The sequence below is a fragment of the Rathayibacter sp. SD072 genome, from assembly GCF_017355185.1.
Taxonomy (GTDB): domain Bacteria; phylum Actinomycetota; class Actinomycetes; order Actinomycetales; family Microbacteriaceae; genus Rathayibacter.
The window spans coordinates 67,620-94,614 of the sequence record NZ_JADILJ010000002.1 but is presented as its reverse complement, the minus strand read 5'-3'; the positions used below and the strand labels follow the sequence as shown (position 1 = coordinate 94,614).

The following is a 26,995-nucleotide window of genomic DNA, read 5'->3' as shown; positions in this document are numbered from 1 at the left end:
TCCCTTAATGACAACCGCAACGACCGAAAAGGCAGCCAAGCAGGTCGCGATCAACGACATCGGGTCTGCTGAAGACTTTCTTGCCGCGGTCGAAAAGACTCTGAAGTTCTTCAACGACGGAGACCTCATCGAAGGCACCGTCGTGAAGATCGACCGCGACGAGGTCCTCCTCGACGTCGGCTACAAGACCGAGGGCGTCATCCCCTCGCGCGAACTCTCCATCAAGCACGACGTCGACCCCTCCGAGGTCGTCAACGTGGGCGACAGCGTCGAAGCCCTCGTCCTGCAGAAGGAGGACAAGGAGGGTCGCCTGATCCTCTCGAAGAAGCGTGCGCAGTACGAGCGCGCATGGGGCGACGTCGAGAAGATCAAGGAGTCCGACGGTGTCGTCACCGGTTCGGTCATCGAGGTCGTCAAGGGCGGGCTCATCGTCGACATCGGCCTCCGCGGCTTCCTCCCGGCCTCGCTCATCGAGCTGCGCCGCGTCCGCGACCTCACGCCGTACCTCGGCCAGGAGATCGAGGCGAAGATCCTCGAGCTCGACAAGAACCGCAACAACGTGGTCCTGTCGCGCCGTGCGCTCCTCGAGCAGACGCAGTCCGAGAGCCGCACCACGTTCCTGAACAACCTGCACAAGGGTCAGGTCCGCAAGGGCGTCGTGTCCTCGATCGTCAACTTCGGTGCGTTCGTCGACCTCGGCGGCGTCGACGGTCTCGTCCACGTCTCCGAGCTCTCCTGGAAGCACATCGAGCACGCCTCCGAGGTCGTCGAGGTGGGCCAGGAGGTCACCGTCGAGATCCTCGAGGTCGACCTCGACCGCGAGCGCGTGTCGCTCTCGCTCAAGGCGACCCAGGAGGACCCGTGGCAGGTCTTCGCCCGCACCCACGCGATCGGTCAGGTCGCCCCGGGCAAGGTCACGAAGCTGGTCCCGTTCGGTGCGTTCGTCCGCGTCGCGGACGGCATCGAGGGCCTCGTCCACATCTCCGAGCTGTCGGGCAAGCACGTCGAGCTCGCCGAGCAGGTCGTGTCGGTCGGCGAAGAGGTGTTCGTCAAGGTCATCGACATCGACCTCGACCGCCGTCGCATCTCGCTCTCGCTCAAGCAGGCGAACGAGAACGTCGACCCCGAGGGCACCGAGTTCGACCCGGCGCTCTACGGCATGGCCACCGAGTACGACGACCAGGGGAACTACAAGTACCCCGAGGGCTTCGACCCGGAGACCAACGAGTGGCGCGAGGGCTTCGAGTCGCAGCGCGAGGCCTGGGAGCTCGAGTACGCAGCGGCGCAGGCCCGCTGGGAGGCCCACAAGGCTCAGGTCGCCAAGTCGCAGGAGGAGGCGGCCACCGTCTCCGAGGGCGTCTCGGTCGGCGGCGGCTTCACCAACGAGTCGACCACCGGCGGCACCCTCGCCGACGACGAGTCGCTCGCCGCACTGCGCGAGAAGCTGTCCTCGAACAACTGATCGAGTGCACTCCACGAACGGCCGGTCCCCTCGGGGGCCGGCCGTTCGGCGTTCCCGGGGGCGCTGGGTAGGGTGGCCGCGTGCATCTCGTAGCCCTGACCGGAGGCATCGCCTCGGGGAAGTCGACCGTCGCCCGCCGCCTCGCCGAGCACGGAGCCGTGGTGGTCGACGCCGATCGTCTCGCCCGCGAGGTCGTCGAACCGGGGGAGCCCGCTCTCGAGGCCATCGCCGAGCGGTTCGGGGCACCGATGATCCGTGAGGACGGCACGCTCGACCGCGCGGCCCTCGGAGCGGTGATCTTCTCGGACGCCGCTGCGCGCGCCGATCTGAACGCGATCACCCATCCCGCGGTGACGGAGCGGTCGCAGCGGCTCTTCGCCGAGGCGGGTGCGGCGGACCCGGCGGCGGTCGTCGTCTACGACGTCCCCCTGCTCGCCGAGGGCAGGGGCTCGGCCGAGTTCGACGAGGTCGTCGTCGTGCACGCGCCGCAGCAGACGCGCATCGAGAGGCTGATCGCCCTCAGAGGCCTCAGCGAGACGGAGGCGCGCTCCCGCGTCACCGCTCAGGCGAGCGACGAGGAGCGGCTCGCGCTGGCCGACCGCGTCCTCGACTCGAGCGGATCGCTGGAGCAGACGCTCGCCCGCGCCGACGAGCTGTGGGCGGAGCTGAGCCGGACGCGGTGAGCGTGTCGGCGGGGGAGGCGTTCGCCCGGAGCGCACGCCGCGTCGGGTGTCGGTGGTCGCGGCTACGCTTCGACTCATGGAGCCAACCCGTGCCGTGCACCCGTTCGAGGTCGTCAGCGAATACAAGCCGAGCGGTGACCAGCCCCGCGCCATCGCCGATCTGAGCGCGCGCATCACCGCCGGCGAGACCGACGTGGTCCTCCTCGGCGCCACCGGCACCGGCAAGTCCGCGACCACCGCCTGGCTCGTCGAGGCCGTGCAGCGGCCCACGCTCGTCCTGGCGCACAACAAGACCCTCGCCGCGCAGCTCGCGAACGAGTTCCGCGAGCTCTTCCCGAACAACGCCGTCGAGTACTTCGTGTCGTACTACGACTACTACCAGCCCGAGGCGTACGTCCCGCAGACCGACACCTTCATCGAGAAGGACAGCTCGGTCAACGCCGAGGTCGAGCGCCTGCGCCATTCGACGACGAACTCCCTGCTCAGCCGCCGCGACGTCATCGTCGTCTCCACGGTCTCGTGCATCTACGGCCTCGGTCAGCCCGAGCAGTACCTCGAGGCGATGGTGGCCCTGCAGGTCGGGCAGCGGGTCGACCGCGATCGACTCATCCGCAAGTTCGTGTCGATGCAGTACGCGCGCAACGACGTCGACTTCGCCCGCGGCACCTTCCGCGTCCGCGGCGACACGATCGAGATCATCCCGATGTACGAGGAGCTCGCGATCCGCATCGAGATGTTCGGCGACGAGATCGAGGCGCTCTACACGCTGCACCCGCTGACCGGCGACATCGTGCGCAAGCTCGACTCCGTCTCGGTGTTCCCCGGCTCGCACTACGTCGCCAGCCAGGACGTCATGCACCGGGCGATCGACACCATCCAGCAGGAGCTCGAGGTGCGCCTGTCCGACCTCGAGAAGCAGAACAAGCTCCTCGAGGCGCAGCGCCTGCGGATGCGCACCACCTTCGACCTCGAGATGATGCAGCAGATCGGCTTCTGCTCCGGCATCGAGAACTACTCCCGCCACATCGACGGCCGCCAGTCGGGCGAGGCCCCCCACTGCCTGCTCGACTACTTCCCGGACGACTTCCTCGTCGTCATCGACGAGTCGCACGTCACCGTGCCGCAGATCGGTGCGATGTACGAGGGCGACGCGTCCCGCAAGCGCACGCTCGTCGAGCACGGCTTCCGTCTTCCCTCCGCGATGGACAACCGCCCGCTGAAGTGGGAGGAGTTCAAGGACCGCGTAGGTCAGACCGTCTACCTCTCCGCGACCCCGGGCCGCTACGAGATGGGCATCGCCGACGGCATCGTCGAGCAGATCATCCGCCCCACCGGCCTCATCGATCCCGAGATCGTCGTCAAGCCGACCAAGGGCCAGATCGACGATCTCCTCGAGGAGATCAAGCGCCGCACCGAGCGCGACGAGCGGATCCTGGTCACGACCCTGACCAAGCGGATGGCCGAGGAGCTCACCGACTTCCTCACGGAGGCGGGCGTCCGCGTGCGCTACCTCCACTCCGACGTCGACACGCTCCGTCGAGTCGAGCTGCTGTCCGAGCTCCGCGCCGGCGTCTACGACGTCCTCGTCGGCATCAACCTGCTGCGCGAGGGACTCGACCTCCCCGAGGTCTCGCTGGTCGCGATCCTCGACGCCGACAAGGAGGGCTTCCTCCGCTCGTCCACCTCGCTCATCCAGACCATCGGCCGCGCCGCCCGCAACGTCTCTGGCGAGGTGCACATGTACGCCGACAAGGTGACTGACTCGATGCGGCTCGCGATCGACGAGACCGATCGACGGCGCGAGAAGCAGGTGGCGTACAACCTCGAGCACGGGATCGACCCGACCCCGCTGCGCAAGAAGATCGCCGACATCACCGAGGTCCTCGCCCGCGAGGGCGCCGACACGGCGAAGCTGCTCGCGGGCCGCGACGCGAAGAAGAAGAGCCCCACCCCCAACCTGCGCCGCCAGGGTCTCGCCGCCAACGGCGGCAACGACCTCGAGGCGATCATCGGCGACCTCAACGGTCAGATGCTGCAGGCGGCGGGCGAGCTGAAGTTCGAGCTCGCGGCGCGCCTGCGCGACGAGGTGTCGGAGCTCAAGCGCGAGCTGCGGCAGATGGAGAAGGCCGGTCACCTGACCTGATCCGCAAGCTCGGAGGGGGCGGATCAGCGCCCAGCGAACGCCAGCCGGCGATGTCGGTGGCTCCGCATACACTTTCGAGGTGTCGATCTCGAACGCTGTCAAAGACCCTGCTCCCGCTCCCTCCGAGCACTCCCACCACCCCCACCGGTTCGTCTCCCAGCTGGACGACTCCGTCTCGAAGCTGGTGGTCAGCGGCGCCCGGGTGCACAACCTGCAGGACGTCGACCTCGAGATCCCACGCGATTCGATGGTGGTCTTCACGGGCCTGTCCGGGTCCGGCAAGTCCTCGCTCGCGTTCGACACGATCTTCGCGGAGGGGCAGCGCCGCTACGTCGAGTCGCTCTCCGCGTACGCGCGTCAGTTCCTGGGTCAGGTCGACCGACCGGACGTCGACTTCATCGAGGGCCTCAGCCCGGCGGTGTCGATCGACCAGAAGTCGACGAACCGCAACCCGCGCTCGACGGTCGGCACGATCACCGAGATCTTCGACTACATGCGCTTGCTCTGGGCGCGCATCGGAGTTCCGCACTGCCCCGTCTGCGGCGAGAAGATCTCGGCGCAGACCGTCCAGCAGATCGCCGATCAGCTCATGGAGCTCGACGAGGGCACGCGGTACCAGATCCTGAGTCCCGTCGTCTCGCAGAAGAAGGGCGAGTTCGTCGACCTCTTCAAGGAGCTCACCGCGGGCGGCTACTCGCGCGCCATGGTCGACGGCACGCTGATCCAGCTCAGCGATCCGCCGACGCTCAAGAAGCAGTTCAAGCACGACATCTCGGTCGTGGTCGACCGCCTCGTCGCCGGCCCCGACATCCTCGGGCGCCTCACCGACTCGCTCGAGACCGCGCTGCGCCTCACCGACGGCATCGTGCAGATCAACTTCGTCGACGGCGAGGGCGACGGCGCGTGGACCACCTACTCCGAGAAGCTGTCCTGCCCCAACAACCACCCGATCTCGCTCACCGAGATCGAGCCGCGCACCTTCTCGTTCAACGCGCCCTTCGGCGCCTGCCCCGAGTGCTCCGGCCTCGGCACCCGCATGTCCGTCGACGACGAGCTCCTGCTCGGCGACCCCGACCTCAGCATCGCCGAGGGCGTCATCATCCCCTGGACCACGCAGGGCAAGGGCCTCTTCCAGTACTACGAGAAGTTGCTCGACGGCCTCTCGCGCGATCTCGGGTTCTCGCTGTCCACCCCGTGGAAGCGACTGAGCTCCGAGGTGCAGCAGGCCGTCCTGCACGGCGACAACTTCGAGGTCAAGGTCAAGTGGAAGAACCGCTACGGCCGTGAGATGAGCTACACGTCGGGCTTCGAGGGCGTGGTGCCCTACATCGAGCGGCAGTACGTGCAGGCCGAGACCGACGTCCAGCGCTCGCGCTGGGCCGAGTTCCTCCGCGAGGTCGCGTGCCCGGTCTGCAAGGGCACGCGCCTGAAGCCCGAGGTCCTCGCGGTCCTCGTGCACGGAGCGAGCATCGCCGATGTCGCCGACCTGAGCCTCGGCGACGCCCAGGAGTTCATGGGCCGGCTCGAGCTGACCGACCGCGAGGCGCACATCGCCGCACAGGTGCTCCGCGAGATCAAGGCCCGCCTCGACTTCCTGATCGAGGTCGGTCTGAACTACCTCAACCTCTCGCGAGCCGCGGGATCGCTCTCGGGCGGTGAGGCGCAGCGCATCCGCCTGGCCACGCAGATCGGGTCCGGACTCACAGGAGTGCTCTACGTGCTCGACGAGCCGAGCATCGGCCTGCACCAGCGCGACAACCGCCGCCTCATCGACACCCTCATCAAGCTGCGCGACCTGGGCAACACGCTCATCGTCGTCGAGCACGACGAGGACACCATCCGCACCGCCGACTGGATCGTCGACATCGGACCGGGCGCGGGCGTCAACGGCGGCAAGGTCGTGCACTCGGGCTCCTACGCCGAGCTGCTCCAGAACACGCACTCCCTCACGGGCGACTACGTCTCCGGACGCAAGTCGATCGAGGTGCCGGAGAAGCGCCGGAAGATCGACCGCAAGCGCGTCATCAAGGTGGTCGGGGCGTCGGCGAACAATCTGCAGAAGGTCGACGTCGAGTTCCCCCTCGGCGCGTTCGTCGCGGTCACGGGAGTCTCGGGCTCCGGCAAGAGCACGCTCGTGAACGACATCCTCTACCGGGTGCTCGCCAACCAGCTCAACGGCGCCCGCAAGGTTCCGGGCAAGCACACCCGCGTCACCGGTCTCGAGAACCTCGACAAGGTGGTGCACGTCGACCAGAACCCGATCGGCCGCACCCCGCGTTCCAACCCGGCGACCTACACGGGCGTCTTCGACCGCATCCGCAACCTCTTCGCCGAGACGACCGAGGCGAAGGCCCGCGGATACCTGCCGGGCCGGTTCAGCTTCAACGTCAAGGGCGGCCGCTGCGAGGCGTGCTCGGGAGACGGCACGATCAAGATCGAGATGAACTTCCTGCCCGACGTCTACGTCTCCTGCGAGGTGTGCGGGGGAGCGCGGTACAACCGCGACACCCTCACGGTGCACTACAAGGGCAAGAGCATCGCCGAGGTCCTCGACATGCCGATCGCCGAGGCGGCCGAGTTCTTCGAGCCGATCACGGCGATCCACCGCTTCCTGAAGACCCTCGTCGACGTCGGCCTCGGCTACGTCCGGCTCGGGCAGAGCGCCACCACGCTCTCGGGCGGGGAGGCGCAGCGCGTCAAGCTCGCCACCGAGCTGCAGCGCCGCTCCAACGGGCGGAGCGTCTACGTGCTCGACGAGCCGACCACCGGTCTGCACTTCGAGGACGTCCGCAAGCTCCTGCTCGTGCTCAACGGCCTGGTCGACAAGGGCAACACGGTCATCACCATCGAGCACAACCTCGACGTCATCAAGTCGGCCGACTGGCTGATCGACATGGGACCCGAGGGCGGTGCCGGCGGCGGCCAGGTCGTCGCGATCGGCACCCCCGAGAAGGTCGCGAAGGTGCCCGAGAGCCACACCGGCTCGTTCCTCGCCGAGATCCTCGAGTGACCGGCGCGGACGGACAGACCGAGGCATGACGCAGACCGTCGACTACCGGCCCAAGGCCGGCGAGATCCCGACCCTCCCGGGCGTCTACCGCTTCAAGGACGCCCGGGGCCGGGTCCTCTACGTGGGCAAGGCCAAGAACCTCCGAGCCCGGCTGAGCAACTACTTCGCCCCCCTGCCGAGCCTGCACGAGCGCACCCGGCGGATGGTGCTCTCGGCGTCCGGGGTCGAGTGGACCGTCGTCGGCACCGACGTCGAGGCCCTGCAGCTCGAGTTCACCTGGATCAACGAGTTCGACCCGCCCTTCAACGTCAAGTTCCGGGACGACAAGTCGTACCCCTACATGGCGGTGACCCTGGGCGACGAGGCGCCGCGGGTGATGGTGACCCGCAACTCCAAGATCCGCGGGGCGCGCTACTTCGGCCCGTACCCCAAGATCTGGGCGATCCACGAGACCATCGATCTGATGATCAAGGCCTTCCCGATCAGGACCTGCAACGACTCGAACTACAAGCGCGCGATGCAGAGCGGCAAGCCCTGCTTCGCCTCGCAGATCGGGCGCTGCGGCGGACCCTGCTCGCACCGGGTCACGTTCGCCGAGCACCGCGCGATGGTCGACCGCTTCGTGGCGTTCATGGGCAGCCACGACCGCCGGATGATCGGCGAGCTCGAGAAGGAGATGCGCGAGGCGGCCGCCGACTTCCAGTACGAGCGTGCGGCGAAGCTCCGCGACCAGGCGTCTGCACTGGACGCCGTGCTCGCGAAGAGCGCGGTCGTCCTCAAGGACAACGTCGACGTCGACCTCTACGCGATCGTCCACGACGAGCTCGCCGCCTCGGTGCAGCAGTTCCGAGTCCGCGGAGGCCGCATCCGCGGCGAGCGCGGCTGGGTCGTCGACAAGGAGCTCGACATGACGACCGCGGAGCTCGTCGACACGGCGCTCCAGGCCGCGTACGAGACGGGCGACATCCCACCGCGGGAGGTCGTCGTGCCCGAGCTGCCCGAGGACTCGGAGGCGCTCGAGGAGTGGCTGAGCGGGCTGCGCGGCGCGAACGTGCGCCTGCGCGCAGCCCAGCGCGGAGACAAGGCCGCGCTGCTCGAGACCGCCACCCAGAACGCCGGCCACTCGCTCATGCTCTACAAGACCCGCCGCTCCGCCGACTTCACCGCGCGCACGCAGGCCCTGGAGGACATCCGCGACGCGCTCGGCATGGAGGAGGCGCCGCTGCGGATGGAGTGCTACGACGTCTCCCACCTCAGCGGCACGAACATCGTCGCGTCGATGGTCGTCTTCGAGGACGGCCTGGCGCGCAAGGACCAGTACCGCCGGTTCTCCATCGCCGACTCCACCGACGACACCGAGTCGCTGCACCAGGTGCTGACCCGCCGGCTCGCCTATCTGAAGGAGCCGGTGGAGGCCGCGGCGGTCGATCCTGAGACGGGGGAGGCCAAGCGCCGCAAGTTCTCCTACCCGCCGAACCTCCTGATCGTCGACGGCGGCCAGCCGCAGGTCGCCGCGGCGCAGCGGGCGCTCGACGAATCCGGAGTCACCGGCATCACGCTCTGCGGCATCGCGAAGCGGCTCGAGGAGATCTGGCTGCCCGACTCGGACTTCCCGGTGATCCTGCCGCGCAACAGCGATGCGCTGTTCCTCTTCCAGAGGATCCGCGACGAGGCGCACAGGTTCGCCATCACGCACCAGCGGCAGCGCCGCAAGCGCGACATCTCCTCCCAGCTGAGCGAGGTCCCCGGCCTCGGCGGCACCCGCGTCCGCGACCTGCTGAAGCACTTCGGCTCGGTCGCGCGGCTGCGTGAGGCGAGCGACGCCGAGATCGCCGAGGTGAAGGGCATCGGCCCGACCCTGGCGGCGGCGATCCACACCCACCTGCACCCCTGACGGGCGGCCTCGCAGGAGGCACGCCCTAGGCTGGAGACCAGGGCGCGCCCCGATCGAGGGCCCGAGATTCCACACACGAGCACGGAGACCGCATGAGCACGGAGAGCGAGCAGCAGGACGTGCTGATCGTCACGGGGATGTCCGGCGCAGGCCGGTCGACCGCCGCGAACGCCCTGGAGGACCTGGGCTGGTACGTCGTCGACAATCTCCCGCCGCAGATGCTGCGGCCGCTCGTCGATCTGGCGCAGCGCGCGGGGGACACCCTGCCCAAGATCGCCGCCGTCGTGGACGTCCGCGGTCGCGACTTCTTCGCCGACCTCGGCGAGATCGTCCGCGAGCTGCGCGCGGGGGTCGACCTCCGGGTCGTCTTCCTCGAGGCCACCGACGCAGCCCTCGTGCGCCGGTTCGAGCAGGTGCGGCGCCCCCACCCCCTCCAGGGTCGCGGGACCCTCCTCGACGGCATCACGGCCGAGCGGACCCGCCTTGCTCAGCTGCGTGAATCGGCCGACATCGTCATCGACACCTCGGACCTCAACATCCACCAGCTGGCGACCTCGATCACCGAGCGCTTCGCGGAGGCGGGTCGCGCGGGGCTGCAGGTCACCGTCATGAGCTTCGGCTTCAAGTACGGCCTGCCGACCGATGCCGACATGGTCGCCGACGCGCGCTTCCTCCCCAATCCCTACTGGATCCCCGAGCTCCGCCCGCACACCGGCCTCGACGAAGAGGTGAGAGAATACGTGCTGGCCCAGCAGGGTGCGGAGGAGTTCATCGACTCCTACTCGCGAGCACTCCGCCCGGTGCTCGACGGCTACCAGCGCGAGAACAAGCGCCACGCGACCATCGCCGTCGGATGCACGGGAGGGAAGCACCGCTCGGTCGCCGTCGCCGGCCGCATCGCGGCCCGGCTGGCCGAGCTCCCGGGAGTCGCCGTCAACGTGGCGCACCGCGACCTCGGCCGAGAATGATCCCCGCGCGCTCCGCCGCGCACCCGACGTAAGGAAGACTCCGTGGCCCTCACCGCAGACGTCAAGGGCGAACTGGTCGCGATCGTCTCGCGCAAGAACACCGTCCGCGCCGCTGAACTGGCGACCGTCCTCCGCTTCTCCGGCGGACTGCACATCATCTCGAACCGGCTCGCCGTGGAGGTCGAGCTCGACTCGGCTCCGCTCGCGACCCGGGTCCGCCGCGACCTCGCCGAGCTCTACGGCGTCCGCAGCGAGGGGAGCATCGTCTCGGCGGGCGGCTCCCGCCGCACGACCAGCTGGCTCGTCCGCGTGGTCGAGGGCGGCGACACCCTCGCGCGCCAGACCGGCCTCCTCGACCAGCGCGGCCGTCCCGTCCGCGGCCTGCCCAACCGCCTGACCACCGGCTCCCGAGAGGAGCTGGCGGCCGTCTGGCGCGGGGCCTTCCTGGCGCAGGGTTCGCTGACCGACCCCGGCCGCTCGGCGGCGCTCGAGATCATCTGCCCCGGGAACGAGGCGGCGATGGCGATCGTCGGAGCGGCGGGCCGCCTCGGGGTGCAGGCCAAGTCGCGCGAGGTGCGCGGCGTCCACCGGGTCGTCGTCCGCGACGGCGAGAGCATCAGCGCCATGCTCACGCTCATGGGCGCGACGGCGACCGTCGCGAGCTGGGAGGAGCTGCGCCAGCGCCGCGAGGTCCGGGCGACGGCGAACCGCCTCGTCAACTTCGACGACGCGAACCTCCGCCGCTCCGCTCAGGCCGCCGTCGCCGCCTGCGCCCGGGTCGAGCGCGCAATGGAGATCCTCGGCGACGACATCCCCGAGCACCTGCGCTACGCGGGTCGGCTGCGCTTGTCCCACCGCGACGCGAGCCTCGACGAGCTGGGGCACCACGCCGACCCGCCGATGACGAAGGACGCCGTGGCGGGACGCATCCGCCGTCTGCTCGCGATGGCCGACAAGCGCGCCTCCGAGCTCGACATCCCGGGCACCGACGCCAACCTCCCGCCGGAACTCCAGGACCTCTGACCCGCGGATCCGCGGTCCTCCCGGTCGTGCGAACGCTGAGTGTCTGCTGGTTGAACGGCGGAGGGACTCCGAGTGCCAAGGGGCCCCCTCACTAGACTGGGCACGTCGCTCAGGTCGCCTCCGGCGCCCGTTCTCCCCCTCGCGGGAAGGCGGATCGAGGCCGGTCGACCCCTCGAGATCGACGATCACGAACAGGAGATTGCGAATGGCTGACTACACGCTCGCCGAACTGCCCTACGACTACTCGGCTCTCGAGCCGAACATCAGTGGGCGGATCATGGAGCTCCACCACGACAAGCACCACGCCACCTACGTGACGGGCGCCAACACCGCCCTCGCCGCGCTCCAGGAGGCTCGCGACAGCGACAACCTCGCGAACGTGAACAAGCTGCAGAAGGACCTCGCGTTCAACCTCGCCGGTCACGTGAACCACACGGTCTTCTGGAACAACCTCTCGCCCGACGGAGGCGACAAGCCCGTCGGAGAGCTCGCTGCGGCGATCGACGACTCCTTCGGGTCGTTCGACAAGTTCCGCGCGCACTTCACCGCGTCCGCCCTCGGCATCCAGGGCTCCGGCTGGTCGATCCTCGCCTGGGACAGCCTCGGCGAGAAGCTCATCATCGAGCAGCTCTACGACCACCAGGGCAACCTGGCCGCGGCGACCGTTCCGGTGCTGCTGCTCGACATGTGGGAGCACGCCTTCTACCTCGACTACGTCAATGTGAAGGCCGACTACGTGAAGGCGTTCTGGAACATCGTGAACTGGGCGGACGTCTCCGCGCGCTTCGAGAAGGCCCGCGAGAAGACTTCGGGCCTGCTGCTACTGTCGTAGCGATGTCGGCGTCCCGGGCCCGGCCCGGGACGCCCTCACTGCGTCACCACCCTCCACTGCACCGTCCGGGTGCCCTTCCTCACCAGGAGAAATCTGTGTCCGTAAAGATCGGCATCAACGGCTTCGGCCGTATCGGCCGTAACTTCTTCCGCGCGGCCCTCGCCAAGGGCAGCGACCTCGAGATCGTCGCGGTCAACGACCTCACCGACAACAAGGCGCTCGCGCACCTCCTGAAGTACGACTCCATCACCGGCCGTCTGGACGCCACGGTGGAGCTCGACGGCGACAAGATCGTCGTCAACGGCAAGCCCATCATCGTGCTCGAGGAGCGCGACCCCGCGAACCTCCCCTGGGGCGAGCTGGGAGTCGACGTCGTCATCGAGTCGACCGGCCGCTTCACCAAGTCGGAGGACGCGCGCAAGCACATCACCGCCGGCGCCAAGAAGGTCATCGTCTCCGCTCCCGCCACCGGCAGCGACGTCGCGACCCTGGTCCTGGGCGTGAACGAGGGCACCTACGACCCCGCCACCCACGACATCATCTCGAACGCGTCCTGCACGACGAACTGCCTCGCGCCGCTCGCCAAGGTGCTGCTCGACAACTTCGGCATCGAGCGCGGCCTCATGACGACGGTCCACGCGTACACCGCCGACCAGAACCTGCAGGACGGCCCGCACAGCGACCTCCGCCGCGCGCGCGCCGCCGCCGTGAACATCATCCCGACGTCGACCGGTGCCGCCAAGGCCCTCGGCCTCGTCATCCCCGAGCTCGTCGGCAAGCTCGACGGCTACGCCCTGCGCGTCCCGGTCCCGACCGGCTCGATCACCGACCTCACCGTCGAGCTCTCGAAGCCCGCCACGGTCGAGGAGATCAACGCGGCCTACAAGGCCGCCGCCGAGGGCGACCTGAAGGGCATCCTCAAGTACACCGAGGACCCGATCGTCTCGAGCGACATCGTGACCGACCCGCACTCCTCGATCTTCGACGCGGGCCTCACGAAGGTCATCGGCAGCCAGGTCAAGGTCGCCTCCTGGTACGACAACGAGTGGGGCTACTCCAACCGCCTCGTCGACGTCACCGAGTTCGTCGCCGGCAAGCTCTAAGGCCCCGAACCAGTGACGTTCCGCACTCTGGACTCGCTGGGCTCCCTCGCAGGCAAGCGCGTCGTCGTCCGCTGCGATCTGAACGTCCCCCTGAAGGACGGAACGATCACGGACGACGGCCGCGTGCGCGCGTCGGTGCCCACCCTCCAGCGGCTCGTCTCCGAGGGTGCCCGAGTCGTGGTCGTGAGCCACCTCGGGCGCCCCGACGGGGAGCCGAACCCGAAGTACAGCCTGGCTCCGGTCGCCGAGCGGCTCGGCGAGCTGCTCGACGCCCCGGTCTCGTTCGCCGAGGACACCGTCGGCGAGTCCGCGTCCGCGGCCGTCGAGGGTCTCGCCGCGGGCGAGGTCGTCGTGCTCGAGAACCTCCGCTTCAACGCGGGGGAGACGAGCAAGGACGAGGCCGAGCGCCGCGCCTTCGCCGAGGAGCTGGCCGCCTTCGGCGACGCCTTCGTCTCGGACGGATTCGGCGTCGTCCACCGCAAGCAGGCCAGTGTGTACGAGCTCGCTCAGCTGCTCCCGAGCGCTGCCGGCACGCTCATCGCAGCCGAGCTCGAGGTGCTCGACCGGCTCACCGAGAAGCCCGAGCGCCCCTACACGGTCGTGCTCGGCGGCTCGAAGGTGTCGGACAAGCTCGGCGTCATCGATCACCTGCTCCCGCGGGTCGACTCGATCCTCATCGGCGGCGGCATGCTGTTCACCTTCCTCAAGGCCCAGGGCCACGAGGTCGGATCCAGCCTGCTCGAGGCCGACCAGATCGACACCGTGCTCGGCTACCTCTCGAAGGCCCAGGAGCTGGGCGTCGAGATCGTGCTGCCGACCGACGTCGTCGTGGCGTCGAAGTTCGGTGCCGACGCGGAGTACGAGACCGCTGCAGCGGACGCGATCGAGGGCACCCCGTGGGGTTCCTCCGGTCTCGGCCTCGACATCGGCCCGGACACCGCGAAGCGGTTCGCCGAGATCGTGGCAGCGTCCAAGACGGTGTTCTGGAACGGCCCCATGGGCGTCTTCGAGATCGAGCCGTTCGCGGCCGGCACGAAGGCCGTCGCCCAGGCCCTCACCGAGGTCGACGGACTCAGCGTCGTCGGCGGCGGTGACTCGGCCGCTGCAGTGCGCGCCCTCGGCTTCGAGGACGGGCAGTTCGGTCACATCTCGACGGGAGGCGGAGCGAGCCTCGAATTCCTCGAGGGCAAGCGCCTCCCCGGACTGGAGGTCCTCGGATGGCAGTAGACACCCGCACCCCGCTCATCGCCGGCAACTGGAAGATGAACCTGGACCACCTCCAGGCCATCGCGTTCGTCCAGAAGCTCGCGTGGAGCCTGAAGGACGCGGATCACGACTTCGACGGCGTCGAGGTCGCGGTGTTCCCGCCCTTCACCGACTTGCGTCCGGTGCAGATCCTCGTCGACTCCGACAAGCTGCCGCTCAAGTACGGCGCGCAGGACCTGTCGAAGTTCGACAGCGGGGCCTACACCGGCGAGATCTCGGGGCAGTTCCTGAAGCAGCTCGACTGCGACTACGTGATCGTCGGCCACTCGGAGCGCCGCACGCTCCACGGCGAGACGGACGCGGACATCGCTGCGAAGACGGCTGCGGCTGTCAAGCACGGCGTTCCACCGATCGTCTGCGTCGGAGAGACCGCCGAGGACCTCGAGAAGCACGGGCCGTCCGCGGTCCCCGTCGCGCAGCTGAAGGAGGCCCTCACCGGTCTCCCGGCCGACGCCGACCTGGTCGTGGCGTACGAGCCCGTCTGGGCCATCGGCTCCGGCCAGGCCGCGACGCCCGAGCAGGCCCAGCAGGTCTGCAAGGCGCTTCGCGGCGTGGTCTCCGACATCCTCGGAGCCGACACCGCGGCGAAGACCCGGATCCTCTACGGCGGTTCGGTGAAGTCGGGCAACATCGCCGGCTTCATGCGCGAGCCCGACGTCGACGGCGCCCTCGTCGGAGGAGCGAGCCTCCAGGTCGACGAGTTCGCCGCGATCGCGAGGTTCCGGAACCACGTCGGGGTCTGAGCTTCTGCGACGAGAAGGGGGCGGGCCCGATGGGCCCGCCCCCTTCTCGTCGTCCACGCCGCTCCTTGCGCGGCGTGGCGCAGTCGGCTGTTCGAGGTGGGTGCGTTCTGCAGAGCGTCCTGCGTCCGGCCACGACGATTCGCTGGCACGCGAATCGCCGGTTGGCCTCGCTACGCGAGAGCCGTTGCTCGATCGGCCCTCCGGAAGGGGCCCCTCCTCTCGACCTTCGTCTCCAGGTCCTTCGACGCAACGGCTGATGGAGGGACTCGCGGTACGCGGGCGGAGGGGATGGTCTCGTCGCGGTGACCGGCTCGGGTCCGGCGGGCGCCCGAAGGGCGCGGGAAGGCACCGCGATGAGGCCATCCCCTCTGCCCCGATCCAGTAGTCATCCCTTCGCGCACTCCAGCAGTCGCGTCTCTCAGCCGTATACAGCGGAGGGAACACGGGCGGACGCATTCCGCGGAGATTCGCAGGCGCCGTTATACTCGACGGGGCGCGCAACGCGCCGGAACTTCGAAAGGTACCGCGTGGACATCCTCCAGGTCGTGCTCCAGGTCGTCCTGGGCATCACGAGCCTCCTGCTCACCATGCTGATCCTGCTCCACAAGGGGCGCGGCGGCGGACTGTCCGACATGTTCGGCGGTGGAGTCACCTCCAACCTCGGCGCCTCGGGCGTCGCAGAGCGCAACCTGAACCGCATCACCGTGATCCTCGGCCTCGTCTGGCTGGCGTGCATCGTGGTGCTCGGTCTCATCACCAAGTTCGACACCGGAGCATAGGGGTACACGGAATGGCATCAGGCGGCAGTGCAATCCGCGGTTCGCGCGTCGGCGCGGGACCCATGGGCGAGCAGGACCGGGGCTTCCACGCGGAGCGCGTGGCGGTGTCCTACTGGGACGCCCTCGGCAACGAGACGGTGCGCCACTTCTCGGCGGCCCTCCCCGAGGACGAGATCCCCGAGGTCATCGACTCCCCGCAGTCGGGTCTCCCCGCGGGGCGCGATCGAGACAACCCCCCGCAGGTCGCGAAGACCGAGCCCTACAAGACGCACCTCGCGTACGTGAAGGAGCGACGCACCGAGGCGGAAGCGGCGCAGCTCCTCGAGGAGGCGCTGCAGCAGCTGCGCGCCCGTCGCGGCACCGCGACCCCCTCCTGATCCGGATCCGTCCGGAACGACGAAGGGCCCGATCCAGCGGATCGGGCCCTTCGTCGTTCCACGGTGCAGGGCGTGCAGCCCGCTCCGCTCAGTAGCTCGGTGCGATGAGCGACTCCGGGACCTCGGCCGCAGCCTCCTGGTCGACGAAGAAGACGGTGCGCTTGCGGCCGAAGGCGCCGGCGACCGGCACCTCGTTCGTGTTCGCGCCCGCGAGCGCGAGACCGAGCGCCGAGGCCTTGTCGGCGCCGGCGAGCACCATCCAGATCCGGTCCGACTGGTTGATCAGCGGCAGGGTCAGGGTGAGGCGCTCCGGCGGAGGCTTGGGGGAGTTGCGCACGGGGAGCACCCCCGGCTCCGCGAACCGGATCGCGGAGCGCTCGGGGAAGAGCGACGCGATGTGGCCGTCGGGCCCGACTCCGAGGAACGTGATGTCGAACCGCGGGTAGTCGCGGCCCTCGGTCGCGTGAGCGCGCAGCTCCGCGTCGTACAGGGCCGCCGCCGCGTCGAGATCGATGCCGTCGTCCGAGGCGGGCAGCGAGTGCACGTTCTCGGCGGGGACGTCGAGCCGGGTGAACAGGTCGCCCGCCTGGACGTCGTTGCGGTCCTCGTGGCCACGGGGAACCCAGCGCTCGTCCCCCCACCAGAAGTGGACCCTCGACCAGTCGACGTTGCCGGAGGCGGACGACGTCGCGATCTCGGCGAGCGTCGCCGCCCCCATCGTCCCACCGGTCAGGATCACATTGGCGGACCCGAGATCGTCGAGGATGTCGATCGTCTTCGTGATGAAGCGGGCGGCGACCGACCCGGCGAGGGTCTGCTTGTCGCGGTGGACGAGCACTCGACGTTCGGTGGTCATGAGAGGTCTCCTTCGGGTTCGAATGCCGATCGGCGGATGGTCGGCTCCGTGTCAGGAAGCGCTGCGGGCGCCGGTCTGCTCCGTGAGCATGTCGACACCGCGCGAGATGACTTCACCGTACAGGTCATCCGGGTCGAGCCTGCGCAGCTCCTCGGCCAGGCAGTCGCGCAGGCTCCGGCGGGGGAGGGAGATGTCGTGGACGGGCTGGTCCGGCTGGGTCAGCGTCGCCACGTTGGGGACCGAGCGCTCCAGCTCGATGGTCCCCGAGGCGCGGAGCAGCTTCACGCCGTGGATGCCGCTGGAGCCGGTCGCGCTGATCGTGAGCTCGTGGTCGACGGGGATGTCGAGCTCGAGCTGGAGCCACGCGGCGAGCAGGATCGTCGACGGCGAGTCGGGCGCTCCGGACACCTCCACCGCCGTGATGGGCTCGTAGGGCGGCTGGTCGAGGACGGCGGCGAGCTGGGCGCGCCACAGCGTGAGCCGCGTCCACGCGAAGTCGGTGTCGCCGGGGGCGTAGGTGGAGGCGAGGTGGTGCAGCGCCTCCGCCGGGTTCGACTGGGCCGAGGCATCGGTGATGCGCCGCTGGGCGATGCGGCCGATCGGCGACTTCGACGCGCTCTCGGGCGCGCTGTTCGGCCACCAGGCGACGACGGGCGCGTCCGGGAGCAGGAGACCCGTCACGAGGCTCTCCTCGTCGTTCGCGGCGTCGCCGAACGGACGGAGCACGACGACCTCGCTCGCGCCGGCGTCCCCGCCGACCCGGATCTGGGCGTCGACCCGCGGTGCGGCGTTGACGGGGACGGTGGTCAGACCGTCGTCCTTCGAGACGACGATGACGCGCATGGGGTGCTCGCGCGAAGCGTCGTTCGCGGCGTCGATCGCCTCCTCCTCGTGCCCGCGGGAGGTCGCGATGATGAGGGTGAGCACACGGCCGAGGGCGACGGCGCCGCCCTCCTCGCGGATCTTGACGAGGGTCTTGGAGACCTCGCTGGTCGTGGTGTCGGGCAGATCGACGATCATGGACGCCTCCAGGTACGGCCGTCGCGAGCGAGGAGCTCGTCGGCGGATTCGGGGCCCCAGGTTCCGGGGCGGTACTGCTCGGGCTGGCCCTGGGTCTCCCAGAACTCCTCGATCGGATCGAGGATCTTCCACGAGAGCTCGACCTCCTCGTGGCGGGGGAACAGCGGCGGCTCGCCCAGGAGGACGTCGAGGATCAGACGCTCGTAGGCCTCCGGGCTCGCCTCGGTGAAGGCGTGGCCGTAGCCGAAGTCCATCGTGACGTCGCGCACCTGCATCCCGGCGCCGGGCACCTTGGAGCCGAAGCGCATCGTGACGCCCTCGTCGGGCTGGACGCGGATGACGAGCGCGTTCTGACCGAGCGAGGTGGTCTGGCTCTCGGCGAACAGCTGCTGGGGCGCGCGCTTGAAGACGACCGCGATCTCCGTGACACGGCGGCCGAGGCGCTTGCCGGCACGGAGGTAGAACGGGACGCCGGCCCAGCGGCGGGTGCCGATGTCCAGGCGCATCGCGGCGAAGGTCTCGGTCGTCGACGTCGGGCTCATGCCGTCCTCCTCGAGGAAGCCGAGCACTTTCTCACCGCCCTGCCAGCCGCCGGCGTACTGTCCGCGAGCGGTGGCGGTGGACAGGTCCTTGGGCAGACGGACCGCCGCGAGGACCTTCTCCTTCTCGGCGCGCAGGTCGGCGGCGTCGAACGAGATCGGCTCCTCCATCGCCGTGAGGGCAAGGAGCTGGAGGAGGTGGTTCTGGATCACGTCGCGCGCGGCGCCGATGCCGTCGTAGTAGCCGGCACGGCCGCCCACTCCGATGTCCTCGGCCATGGTGATCTGCACGTGGTCGACGTAGTTCGAGTTCCAGAGGGGCTCGTACATCATGTTGGCGAAGCGGAGAGCCAGGATGTTCTGGACGGTCTCCTTGCCGAGGTAGTGGTCGATGCGGAAGACCGAGTCGGGCGGGAAGACCGACTCGACGACGGCGTTCAGCTCACGGGCGGTGGTGAGGTCGCTGCCGAAGGGCTTCTCGATGACGACGCGGCGCCACTGGCCCTCCTTCTGCTCCGCCAGGCCCGAGCTGCGCAGCTGCTCGGTGACCTGCGGGAAGGACTTCGGCGGGATCGAGAGGTAGAACGCGAAGTTGCCCATTGTGCCGCGTTCGCGGTCGAGCTCGTCGACAACGGTCTTGAGGCGGGTGAACGCCTCGGGGTCGTCGAACTCGCCCTGCACGAAGCGGATGCCCTGAGCCAGCTGGGCCCAGACGTCCTCGTGGAACTCGGTGCGCGCGTACTTCTTGACGGAGTCGTGCACGACCTGCTCGAAGTCCTGGTCGTCCCAGTCGCGACGGGCGAAGCCGACGAGCGCGAATCCAGGGGGCAGGAGGCCGCGGTTGGCGAGGTCGTAGACCGCCGGCATCAGCTTCTTGCGCGAGAGATCGCCGGTGACGCCGAAGATCACGAGGCCGCTGGGGCCCGCGATCCGGTTCAACCGCCGGTCGAAGCTCAACCGCAGGGGGTTGAACTCGGGGGTGATGTCCACAGACATGTGCAGTGTCCTTCTGTGTGCCGGATGCTCCGGCGCACTGCTCTCGGTGACGAGGTGGGTGGGGTGCGATCACGCGCGCGCCGCCCCGCCCCCCTGCGGGGACGGAGCGGCGCGCGCGGTGGATCAGGTGTTGAGCGCCTCGAAGAGCGCCACGAGGTCGGCGTCCGGATCCGTCAGCGTGAGCGTCAGCACCGGACGGCCGTGCTCGGCGAGCACGCTCGCGTCGCCTGCCGCCTGAGCGAGGATCAGCTGGCCGAACGTGAACGGGCTGTCCGGGATCGCGAGATCCGTGCTCGCGCGCTCGGTGATCTGCAGGAAGACGCCGGTCGGGGCGCCGCCCTTGTGGTACTGACCGGTCGAGTGCAGGAACCGGGGTCCCCAGCCGAAGGTGACGGGACGCTGCGCCTGCGCGGCGAGGAGGTCGCGGACGCCCTCCAGCTGCGGGAGGGCGAGGCGGTCGACGTAGGCCTGGATCGCGACGTAGCCGCCCTCGCCCAGCTGGGCGAGGAGACGGTCGACGGCCTCGGCGACGGTGGAGACGCCCTCGGTGACGACGGGGCTGCCCGTGACCTCGATGCCGGAGTCGGTGAACGCCGGGGCCTCGGGCTCGGGGCGCTTCTCGAGCAGTGCCCGGGTCGCGATCTTCGCCGACTCGACGTCGGGCTGGTCGAACGGGTTGATGCCGAGCAGGCGCCCCGCCACGGCGACCGCGTACTCCCACGTCAGCATCTGCGCGCCGAGCGAGCCGGAGAGCAGGATCTCGCCCTCGTGGCGGTCGCGCGGGAACAGGTGCAGCGCGGAGGCGTCGTCGACCAGCCGGACGACCTGCACGTCGGCGAGGTCCTCCGAGAGCTCGGGGGCGAGGGTCCCGAGGACGACGGGGAGGATGCCCGTGCCGTCCTTGCCGGTCGACTCGGCGATGAGCTGCTCCGCCCAGTCGGCGAAGCCCACGATGTGGGTCCCGTCGGCGACGATCGCGAGCTTGTCGCGACGCGGGCTGGTCGCCGCGATCGCCGCGCCGAGCACGAGTCCGGGGTTCTCCGGGGAGTCGACCGCGAGGCCGAGCGACGCCTCCGCCGCCTCGTCGAGGAGGGCCTCGATGTCGGCGCCGGCGAGGCCGGACGGGACGAGTCCGAACGCGGAGAGCGCCGAGAAGCGCCCGCCGATGTTCGGGTCGGCGTTGAAGACCCGGTAGCCCGCCTCGCGGGACGACCGGTCCAGCGGCGAACCGGGGTCGGTCACGATCACGATGCGCTCGAGCGGGTCGATGCCCGCCTCGGTGAAGGCCTTCTCGTAGGCCTTCTTCTGGCTCGCGGTCTCGACGGTCGAGCCGGACTTCGACGAGATCACGACGGCGGTCGAGGCGAGGCGGTCGTTCAGCGCCGCGAGCACCTGACCGGGGGCGGTCGAGTCGAGGACGGTCAGCTCGACGCCGGCCGTCCGCGTGATCACCTCGGGGGCGAGGGACGAGCCGCCCATGCCGCCCAGGACGATGTGGTCGATGCCCTTCGCCGAGAGCTCTTCGCGCAGCGCGAGGATCTCGGGGACCAGCGGACGGGACACGGTGGTCGACTCGGTCCAGCCGAGGCGCTTGGCCGACTCCTCCTCCGCGGCTGCTCCCCAGAACGTGGGGACCTGTGCGGTGATGCCCGAGGCGACCTCGTCGGCGACGAGGTCGGGCACGACGCGGTCGACGGCCTTCTCGGCGTCTCCGCTGACGTGGATCTGGATCGACATGATCAGGCCTGCGCCTTCGCGCCCTCGAGGGCGGTGGTGACGGTGTCGAGCAGCTCGTTCCAGGACACGATGAACTTCTCGACGCCCTCCTTCTCGAGCAGCTCCGTGACCTCGGCGTAGGAGACGCCCTGGGCGGCGACGGCGTCGAGGACGGCGTTCGCGTCGGCGTAGGAGCCGGTGACGGTGTCTCCGGTGATCACGCCGTGGTCGAAGGTCGCCTCGAGGGTCTTCTCGGGCATCGTGTTGACGACCCCGGCCGCGACGAGCTCGGTCACGTAGAGGGTGTCGGGGAGCTCGGTCGACTTCACGCCGGTCGAGGCCCACAGCGGCCGCTGGCGGTTCGCGCCGGACTCCTGGAGCAGGAGCGCGCGCTCCGTGGCGAAGGCCTCGACGAAGACCTCGTAGGCGAGCTGGGCGTTCGCGACGCCCGACTTGCTCTTGAGGGCCTTCGCCTCGTCGGTGCCGACCGCGTCGAGGCGCTTGTCGATCTCGGTGTCGACGCGCGACACGAAGAACGAGGCGACGGAGTGGATCGTCGACAGGTCGATGCCGGCGTCCTTGGCCTTCTCGAGGCCGGCGAGGTACGCGTTGATGACCGCGCGGTAGCGGGCGAGGGAGAAGATCAGGGTGACGTTCACGGAGATGCCGGAGCCGATGACCTCGGTGATCGCCTCGAGGCCCTCGACCGTCGCGGGGATCTTGATCATCGCGTTCGGGCGGTCGACCTTGGCCCAGAGGGCCTTGGCCTGCTCGATGGTGCCCTGGGCGTCGTGGGCGAGGCCCGGCTCGACCTCGATCGAGACGCGGCCGTCGTAGCCGTTGGACGCGTCGTAGATCGGGCGGAAGACGTCGGACGCGGCGGCCACGTCGTCGGTGGTGATCTCGAAGACGGCGTCGGTCACGGAGGTGCCGGAGGCGGCCAGCTCGCGCACCTGCGCGTCGTAGGACTCGCCGTTCGCGAGGGCGGCGGCGAAGATCGTGGGGTTCGTCGTCACTCCGACGACGTTCTTCTCGTCGATGAGCTTCTGGAGCCCGCCGGAGGAGATCCGGGTGCGGGAGAGGTCGTCGAGCCAGATGCTGACGCCGGCGGCGGAGAGGTCTGCGGTGGGGGTGTTCTCGGTCATGTCTCTTCTTCTCTTCTTCGTTCGGAGGTGATGCGGGGGAGGAGCCGGAGCCCCGACGGCGAAGGCCGCGTCCGTGGGGACGCGGCCTTCGGCTCAGGAGGCTGCGAGCGACTCCTTGGCGGCGGCGAGGGCCGCCTCCGTGGTGATCCCGAACTCGCGGAACAGGGTCTTGTAGTCGGCCGAGGCGCCGAAGTGCTCGATCGAGACCGAGCGGCCGGCGTCGCCGACGTACTTCTGCCAGCCCAGGCTCAGGCCGGCCTCGATGGAGACGCGGGCCTTCACCGATGCGGGGAGGACCTTCTCGCGGTACTCGGCGTCCTGCTCCTCGAACCACTCGAGCGACGGAGCCGAGACGACGCGGGCGTTGACGCCGTCGGCCTTCAGCTTCTCGCGCGTCTCGACGGCGATCTGGAGCTCGGAGCCGGTCGCGATGAGGATGACGTCCGGCGTGCCGCCGGGCGCCTCGGCGAGCACGTAGGCACCCTTGGCGACGTTCGAGGCGTGGGCGAAGGTCTCACCCTCGGCCTCGCCCTCGCCGCGCTCGAACACCGGGATGTTCTGACGGGTCAGAGCGAGGCCCGCGGGACCCTCGCGGCGCTCGAGGATCGTCTTCCAGGCGTAGGCCACCTCGTTGGCGTCACCGGGGCGGACGATGTCCAGTCCCGGGATCGCGCGGAGCGAGGCCAGCTGCTCGACCGGCTGGTGCGTCGGGCCGTCCTCGCCCAGAGCCACGGAGTCGTGGGTCCAGACGTAGATCGCCGGCGCCTTCATGAGCGCGGCGAGACGGACCGCCGGACGCATGTAGTCGGAGAAGATCAGGAAGGTGCCGCCGAAGGGGCGCGTGTTGCCGTGCAGCACGATGCCGTTGAGGATCGAGCCCATGGCGTGCTCGCGGATGCCGAAGTGCAGCACGCGGCCGCCCTTCTTGCCGGTCCACTCGTGCGTCGAGAACTCGGACGGCACGAAGGAGCCCGCTCCCTCGATGGTGGTGTTGTTCGACTCCGCGAGGTCGGCGGACCCGCCCCACAGCTCGGGGACGACGCCGGCGAGGGCGTTGATGACCTTGCCCGACGCGGCGCGGGTCGAGACCTCCTTGCCGGGCTCGAACACGGGCAGCGCGTCCTCGACGCCCTCGGGGAGGTCGCCGCTGAGCACGCGGTCGAGCAGGACCTTCTTCTCGGGGTTGGCCGTGGCCCACGCGTCGAACTGCTCGGTCCACTCGGCGTGCTGCGCCTGACCCCGCTCGACGGCCTTTCGGGTGTGCTCGATGACCTCGTCGGCCACGTCGAAGGTCTTCTCGGGGTCGAAGCCGAGCACCTCCTTGAGGCCGCGGAGCTCGTCGGCGCCGAGGGCGGAGCCGTGGATCTTGCCGGTGTTCTGCTTCTTCGGCGAGGGCCAGCCGATGATCGTGCGCAGGATGATGAGCGACGGCTTGTCGGTCTCGCCCTTCGCGGCCTCGATCGCGGCGTGGAGCTCGGCGACGTCCTCGTGGTACTCGCCGGTCTTCTTCCAGTCGACGACCTGGACGTGCCAGTCGTACGCCTCGTAGCGCGCCTTGACGTCCTCGGTGAAGGCGATGTTGGTGTCGTCCTCGATCGAGATCTGGTTGGAGTCGTAGATCACGACGAGGTTGCCGAGCTGCTGGTGGCCGGCCAGCGAGGAGGCCTCGCTGGTGACGCCCTCCTGCAGGTCGCCGTCGCCGGCGATGACGTAGACGAAGTGGTCGAACGGCGAGGTGCCCGCGGCGGCCTCGGGGTCGAACAGATCGCGCTCGAAGCGCGAGGCGTAGGCGAAGCCGACGGCCGAGGCGAGGCCCTGGCCCAGCGGCCCGGTGGTGATCTCGACGCCGTCGGTGTGGCCGTACTCGGGGTGGCCGGGGGTCTTCGATCCCCAGGTGCGCAGCGCCTTGAGGTCGTCGAGCTCGAGACCGTAGCCGCCCAGGTAGAACTGGACGTACTGGGTCAGCGACGAGTGTCCGACCGACAGGATGAAGCGGTCGCGGCCGATCCAGGTGCTGTCGGACGGGTCGCGGCGCATGACCTTCTGGAAGAGGAGGTACGCGGCCGGAGCGAGGCTCATGGCGGTTCCGGGATGGCCGTTGCCGACCTTCTCCACGGCATCCGCGGCGAGGACCCTCGCCGTGTCGACTGCCTTCTCGTCAATGGATTCCCATTGCAGTTCTGACACTTGGTACTGACCCTTCTCGAGACGTGGGGCAGACGCAGACCGTCCGTCCTCTCGCATGGTGGAGCACGCCGCGCGACGACTTCGGCACGATGCCCCGGCGACGACCCTCTGGGCCTCGACACGACCGATCGGTCGGGCGGGCTCGGGTGCGTACCGGGCGCTCTGGCGAGCAGTCCCGAGTATACGGAGGGGGGTGTCCTCACGACCGGGGGTTGCGGGGTCGCATATGTAGGGAGTCGTTTGGGCAAGCGTGCATGCGCGGGGAGCGCTGTGACGGACTCGACGAACGGGGCCCGTGCCCAGGCCGGGCGCATTACACTCGTTCGGGATTGTCGAACGTTAGAGGAGCAATGGACGTAGCCGTAGAGACCACCGCGATCGAGCGGGGCGAGCCGTCCAGAGCGGCCCTCGCGCGCAAGGTGAGGGCCTTCGTGGCGCTGACGAAGCCTCGCGTGATCGAGCTCCTCCTCGTGGTGACGGCGCCGACGATGATCCTCGCCCAGGGCGGGATCCCGGATCTCCGGCTCGTGCTCAACGTCCTGATCGGCGGCGCCCTGAGCGCCGGCTCGGCGGGTGCGTTCAACTGCTACTTCGATCGCGACATCGACCGCATCATGAACCGGACGAAGAACCGTCCGCTCGTGACGGGGGAGATCTCGGACCGCGCGGCGCTCGTCTTCGCGACCACGATCGGCGTGCTCTCGATCGTCTGGCTCGGTCTGACCGCCAACTGGCTCGCGGCGGGACTCTCCCTCGCGGCGATCCTCATCTACGTCGTCTTCTACACGCTGTTCCTCAAGCGCCGCACGCCGCAGAACATCGTCTGGGGCGGGATCGCGGGCTGCATGCCCGTGCTCATCGGGTGGGCCGCCGTCACGAACTCGCTCGACTGGGCGCCGGTGATCCTCTTCACGGTCATCTTCCTGTGGACCCCGCCGCACTACTGGCCCCTGTCGATGAAGTACCGCGACGACTACCAGGCGGCCGGAGTGCCGATGCTGGCCGTGGTGCGCGGCCGCACCATCGTCGGACTGCAGGTGATCCTGTACGCCTGGGCGACCGTGGCGTGCTCCCTGCTGCTGATCCCCGTGGCCGGCATGGGCCTCGTCTACACGGTCGTCGCCCTCGCGAGCGGTGTCTGGTTCATCGCCGAGACGCACCGCCTGTACAGCCTCGCGATCCGTCACGAGCACGTCTCTCCGATGCGGGTCTTCCACGGCTCGATCGGGTACCTCACGCTGCTGTTCCTCGCCGTCGGCGTCGATCCCCTGCTGCCGTTCTGATGGTGACGCCCTTCTCATTCCTCGCCGAGCGGGTCACGCTGTCGCCCCGCGCGCTGCGCTGGGGGACCACCGCCGCACTCGTGGCGAGCATCCTGATCATCTTCTTCGGGGGAGTGGTGCGCCTCACGGGCTCCGGACTCGGCTGCCCGACCTGGCCCGCCTGCGACGCGGGTTCGCTCACGTCGACGCCCGAGCTCGGGATCCACGGCTTCATCGAGTTCACCAACAGGGCGTTCACGGGAGTACTGATCGTGGCGGTCGGCTGGGCCATCACGGCCGCACGCCTGCAGAAGCCCCGGGACCGCACGATGACGCGACTGGCCTGGTCGCAGTTCTGGCTGGTGGTCGCCAACGCTCTCGCGGGGGGCGCCACGGTGCACTCGGGGCTCAACCCCTACATCGTCGCCGGGCACTTCGCGCTCGCGATCGCCCTGCTCACGACGACCTCGCTCACCTGGCACCGGGCGCACCGCTCGCAGTCCACCGCCTTCGAGCCCGATGCCCTCACCCGGTCGGTGAGCATCGCGCTGGTCGCGGTCACCCTCCTCGTGATCCTGGTGGGCACACTCGTCACCGGGACAGGCCCGCACGCCGGCGACTCCGCCGAGGTGCCGCGCATGCGGTTCCACTGGGAGAGCGTGACGCTCGTGCACGGTGTCCTCGGAACCGCCTCGCTCGTCCTCGGCATCGCGCTGCTGGCGCTCCTGCGCCGTTCGCCGGGCTCGGAGCTCGCGCGCCGTCGGGTGACGACCTACATCGTGGTCGTGGTGCTGCAGGCCCTCGTCGGGGTCGCGCAGTCGCTCCTCGCGCTCCCCGAGGCCCTCGTCGCCGTCCACCTGCTCGGGTCGGCCCTGGTCTGGGTCGGCACGGTCCGGGTGCTCCTGGACGTGAACCCCCGTCTCTTCACCGTGCGCGCGCAGCGCCGCCGTGCCGCGGAGGAGCTCCAGCCCGTCGGCTGAGAAGCCGGCCG

At 69.4% G+C, this 26,995-nt stretch carries 21 protein-coding genes; 15 read left to right on the top strand and 6 right to left on the bottom strand.

The features are described from left to right. Positions 1 to 7 precede the first annotated feature (7 nt). The 13 genes from rpsA to IOC53_RS01465 all read left to right on the top strand — a co-directional run bounded on the left by rpsA (position 8) and on the right by IOC53_RS01465 (position 16,283). On the top strand, positions 8 to 1,462 hold the full coding sequence (gene rpsA, locus IOC53_RS01525) for a 30S ribosomal protein S1 (protein WP_207402627.1): 1,455 nt from the start codon (positions 8 to 10) through the stop codon (positions 1,460 to 1,462). 80 nt (positions 1,463 to 1,542) lie between these two features. Beyond that, positions 1,543 to 2,145, top strand: coding sequence for a dephospho-CoA kinase (coaE, locus tag IOC53_RS01520; RefSeq protein WP_207402626.1), 603 nt, complete (start codon positions 1,543 to 1,545; stop codon positions 2,143 to 2,145). 76 nt (positions 2,146 to 2,221) lie between these two features. Beyond that, positions 2,222 to 4,288, top strand: coding sequence for an excinuclease ABC subunit UvrB (gene uvrB, locus IOC53_RS01515; RefSeq protein WP_207402625.1), 2,067 nt, complete (start codon positions 2,222 to 2,224; stop codon positions 4,286 to 4,288). 160 nt (positions 4,289 to 4,448) lie between these two features. Then, on the top strand, positions 4,449 to 7,298 hold the full coding sequence (gene uvrA / locus IOC53_RS01510) for an excinuclease ABC subunit UvrA (RefSeq protein WP_207402679.1): 2,850 nt from the start codon (positions 4,449 to 4,451) through the stop codon (positions 7,296 to 7,298). A gap of 25 nt (positions 7,299 to 7,323) precedes the next feature. Further along, positions 7,324 to 9,192: an excinuclease ABC subunit UvrC gene (uvrC, locus tag IOC53_RS01505; RefSeq protein ID WP_207402624.1), complete on the top strand. Its 1,869-nt coding sequence runs from the start codon at positions 7,324 to 7,326 to the stop codon at positions 9,190 to 9,192. Between the two features lie 92 nt (positions 9,193 to 9,284). Further along, positions 9,285 to 10,160, top strand: a complete 876-nt coding sequence (rapZ, locus tag IOC53_RS01500) for an RNase adapter RapZ (protein WP_207402623.1) — start codon at positions 9,285 to 9,287, stop codon at positions 10,158 to 10,160. Positions 10,161 to 10,202: 42 nt separating this feature from the next. Then, a complete protein-coding gene (whiA, locus tag IOC53_RS01495) occupies positions 10,203 to 11,183 on the top strand; it encodes a DNA-binding protein WhiA (protein ID WP_207402622.1) in 981 nt (326 codons plus the stop codon). 205 nt (positions 11,184 to 11,388) lie between these two features. Then, entirely contained in the window at positions 11,389 to 12,015 is a 627-nt protein-coding gene (locus tag IOC53_RS01490) for a superoxide dismutase (RefSeq protein WP_207402621.1), read from the top strand. Positions 12,016 to 12,110: 95 nt separating this feature from the next. After that, the gene (gap, locus tag IOC53_RS01485) at positions 12,111 to 13,118 is read left to right on the top strand and encodes a type I glyceraldehyde-3-phosphate dehydrogenase (protein WP_107575247.1); all 1,008 of its coding nucleotides are present in this window, start codon (positions 12,111 to 12,113) and stop codon (positions 13,116 to 13,118) included. A gap of 12 nt (positions 13,119 to 13,130) precedes the next feature. Beyond that, positions 13,131 to 14,345 (top strand): phosphoglycerate kinase, encoded by a 1,215-nt coding sequence (pgk, locus tag IOC53_RS01480; RefSeq protein ID WP_207402620.1) that lies wholly within the window; start codon positions 13,131 to 13,133, stop codon positions 14,343 to 14,345. Beyond that, the gene (tpiA, locus tag IOC53_RS01475) at positions 14,336 to 15,127 is read left to right on the top strand and encodes a triose-phosphate isomerase (protein ID WP_207402619.1); all 792 of its coding nucleotides are present in this window, start codon (positions 14,336 to 14,338) and stop codon (positions 15,125 to 15,127) included. The genes pgk and tpiA overlap by 10 nt, the downstream gene beginning before the upstream one ends. 527 nt (positions 15,128 to 15,654) lie before the next feature. Continuing rightward, a complete protein-coding gene (secG, locus tag IOC53_RS01470; RefSeq protein ID WP_123733087.1) occupies positions 15,655 to 15,906 on the top strand; it encodes a preprotein translocase subunit SecG in 252 nt (83 codons plus the stop codon). A gap of 11 nt (positions 15,907 to 15,917) precedes the next feature. Further along, positions 15,918 to 16,283 carry an RNA polymerase-binding protein RbpA gene (locus IOC53_RS01465; protein WP_207402618.1) on the top strand — a complete coding sequence of 122 codons (366 nt, stop codon included), beginning with the start codon at positions 15,918 to 15,920 and terminating at the stop codon, positions 16,281 to 16,283. Between the two features lie 88 nt (positions 16,284 to 16,371). Here IOC53_RS01465 and pgl read toward each other — a convergent pair whose 3' ends face one another. From pgl to tkt, 6 genes are all read right to left on the bottom strand, one after another. Continuing rightward, a complete protein-coding gene (gene pgl, locus IOC53_RS01460; RefSeq protein ID WP_207402617.1) occupies positions 16,372 to 17,139 on the bottom strand; it encodes a 6-phosphogluconolactonase in 768 nt (255 codons plus the stop codon). 51 nt (positions 17,140 to 17,190) lie between these two features. Next, complete coding sequence (locus IOC53_RS01455; RefSeq protein WP_207402616.1) at positions 17,191 to 18,159, bottom strand: glucose-6-phosphate dehydrogenase assembly protein OpcA; 969 nt, start codon at positions 18,157 to 18,159, stop codon at positions 17,191 to 17,193. Beyond that, positions 18,156 to 19,694: a glucose-6-phosphate dehydrogenase gene (zwf, locus tag IOC53_RS01450; RefSeq protein WP_207402615.1), complete on the bottom strand. Its 1,539-nt coding sequence runs from the start codon at positions 19,692 to 19,694 to the stop codon at positions 18,156 to 18,158. The genes IOC53_RS01455 and zwf overlap by 4 nt, the downstream gene beginning before the upstream one ends. A gap of 123 nt (positions 19,695 to 19,817) precedes the next feature. Beyond that, positions 19,818 to 21,431: a glucose-6-phosphate isomerase gene (locus tag IOC53_RS01445; RefSeq protein ID WP_207402614.1), complete on the bottom strand. Its 1,614-nt coding sequence runs from the start codon at positions 21,429 to 21,431 to the stop codon at positions 19,818 to 19,820. A 2-nt stretch (positions 21,432 to 21,433) separates the two neighbouring features. Next, positions 21,434 to 22,555, bottom strand: a complete 1,122-nt coding sequence (tal, locus tag IOC53_RS01440) for a transaldolase (protein ID WP_207402613.1) — start codon at positions 22,553 to 22,555, stop codon at positions 21,434 to 21,436. Between the two features lie 93 nt (positions 22,556 to 22,648). Next, on the bottom strand, positions 22,649 to 24,742 hold the full coding sequence (tkt, locus tag IOC53_RS01435) for a transketolase (RefSeq protein WP_207402612.1): 2,094 nt from the start codon (positions 24,740 to 24,742) through the stop codon (positions 22,649 to 22,651). A 350-nt stretch (positions 24,743 to 25,092) separates the two neighbouring features. Here tkt and IOC53_RS01430 point away from each other — a divergent pair, with 350 nt between their 5' ends. After that, a complete protein-coding gene (locus IOC53_RS01430; protein WP_207402611.1) occupies positions 25,093 to 26,025 on the top strand; it encodes a heme o synthase in 933 nt (310 codons plus the stop codon). Further along, a complete protein-coding gene (locus tag IOC53_RS01425; protein ID WP_207402610.1) occupies positions 26,025 to 26,984 on the top strand; it encodes a heme A synthase in 960 nt (319 codons plus the stop codon). Before IOC53_RS01430 ends, IOC53_RS01425 begins: the two co-directional genes overlap by 1 nt. Positions 26,985 to 26,995 lie beyond the last annotated feature (11 nt).

Excerpts from the sequence above, each read along its gene's own strand:
- rpsA (WP_207402627.1), top strand. The coding sequence starts at position 8 with ATGACAACCGCAACGACCGAAAAGGCAGCCAAGCAGGTCGCGATCAAC.
- uvrB (WP_207402625.1), top strand. The coding sequence starts at position 2,222 with ATGGAGCCAACCCGTGCCGTGCACCCGTTCGAGGTCGTCAGCGAATAC.
- uvrC (WP_207402624.1), top strand. The coding sequence starts at position 7,324 with ATGACGCAGACCGTCGACTACCGGCCCAAGGCCGGCGAGATCCCGACC.
- rapZ (WP_207402623.1), top strand. The coding sequence starts at position 9,285 with ATGAGCACGGAGAGCGAGCAGCAGGACGTGCTGATCGTCACGGGGATG.
- IOC53_RS01490 (WP_207402621.1), top strand. The coding sequence starts at position 11,389 with ATGGCTGACTACACGCTCGCCGAACTGCCCTACGACTACTCGGCTCTC.
- tpiA (WP_207402619.1), top strand. The coding sequence starts at position 14,336 with ATGGCAGTAGACACCCGCACCCCGCTCATCGCCGGCAACTGGAAGATG.
- IOC53_RS01465 (WP_207402618.1), top strand. The coding sequence starts at position 15,918 with ATGGCATCAGGCGGCAGTGCAATCCGCGGTTCGCGCGTCGGCGCGGGA.
- pgl (WP_207402617.1), bottom strand. The coding sequence starts at position 17,139 with ATGACCACCGAACGTCGAGTGCTCGTCCACCGCGACAAGCAGACCCTC.
- IOC53_RS01455 (WP_207402616.1), bottom strand. The coding sequence starts at position 18,159 with ATGATCGTCGATCTGCCCGACACCACGACCAGCGAGGTCTCCAAGACC.
- zwf (WP_207402615.1), bottom strand. The coding sequence starts at position 19,694 with ATGTCTGTGGACATCACCCCCGAGTTCAACCCCCTGCGGTTGAGCTTC.
- IOC53_RS01445 (WP_207402614.1), bottom strand. The coding sequence starts at position 21,431 with ATGTCGATCCAGATCCACGTCAGCGGAGACGCCGAGAAGGCCGTCGAC.
- tal (WP_207402613.1), bottom strand. The coding sequence starts at position 22,555 with ATGACCGAGAACACCCCCACCGCAGACCTCTCCGCCGCCGGCGTCAGC.
- IOC53_RS01430 (WP_207402611.1), top strand. The coding sequence starts at position 25,093 with ATGGACGTAGCCGTAGAGACCACCGCGATCGAGCGGGGCGAGCCGTCC.
- IOC53_RS01425 (WP_207402610.1), top strand. The coding sequence starts at position 26,025 with ATGGTGACGCCCTTCTCATTCCTCGCCGAGCGGGTCACGCTGTCGCCC.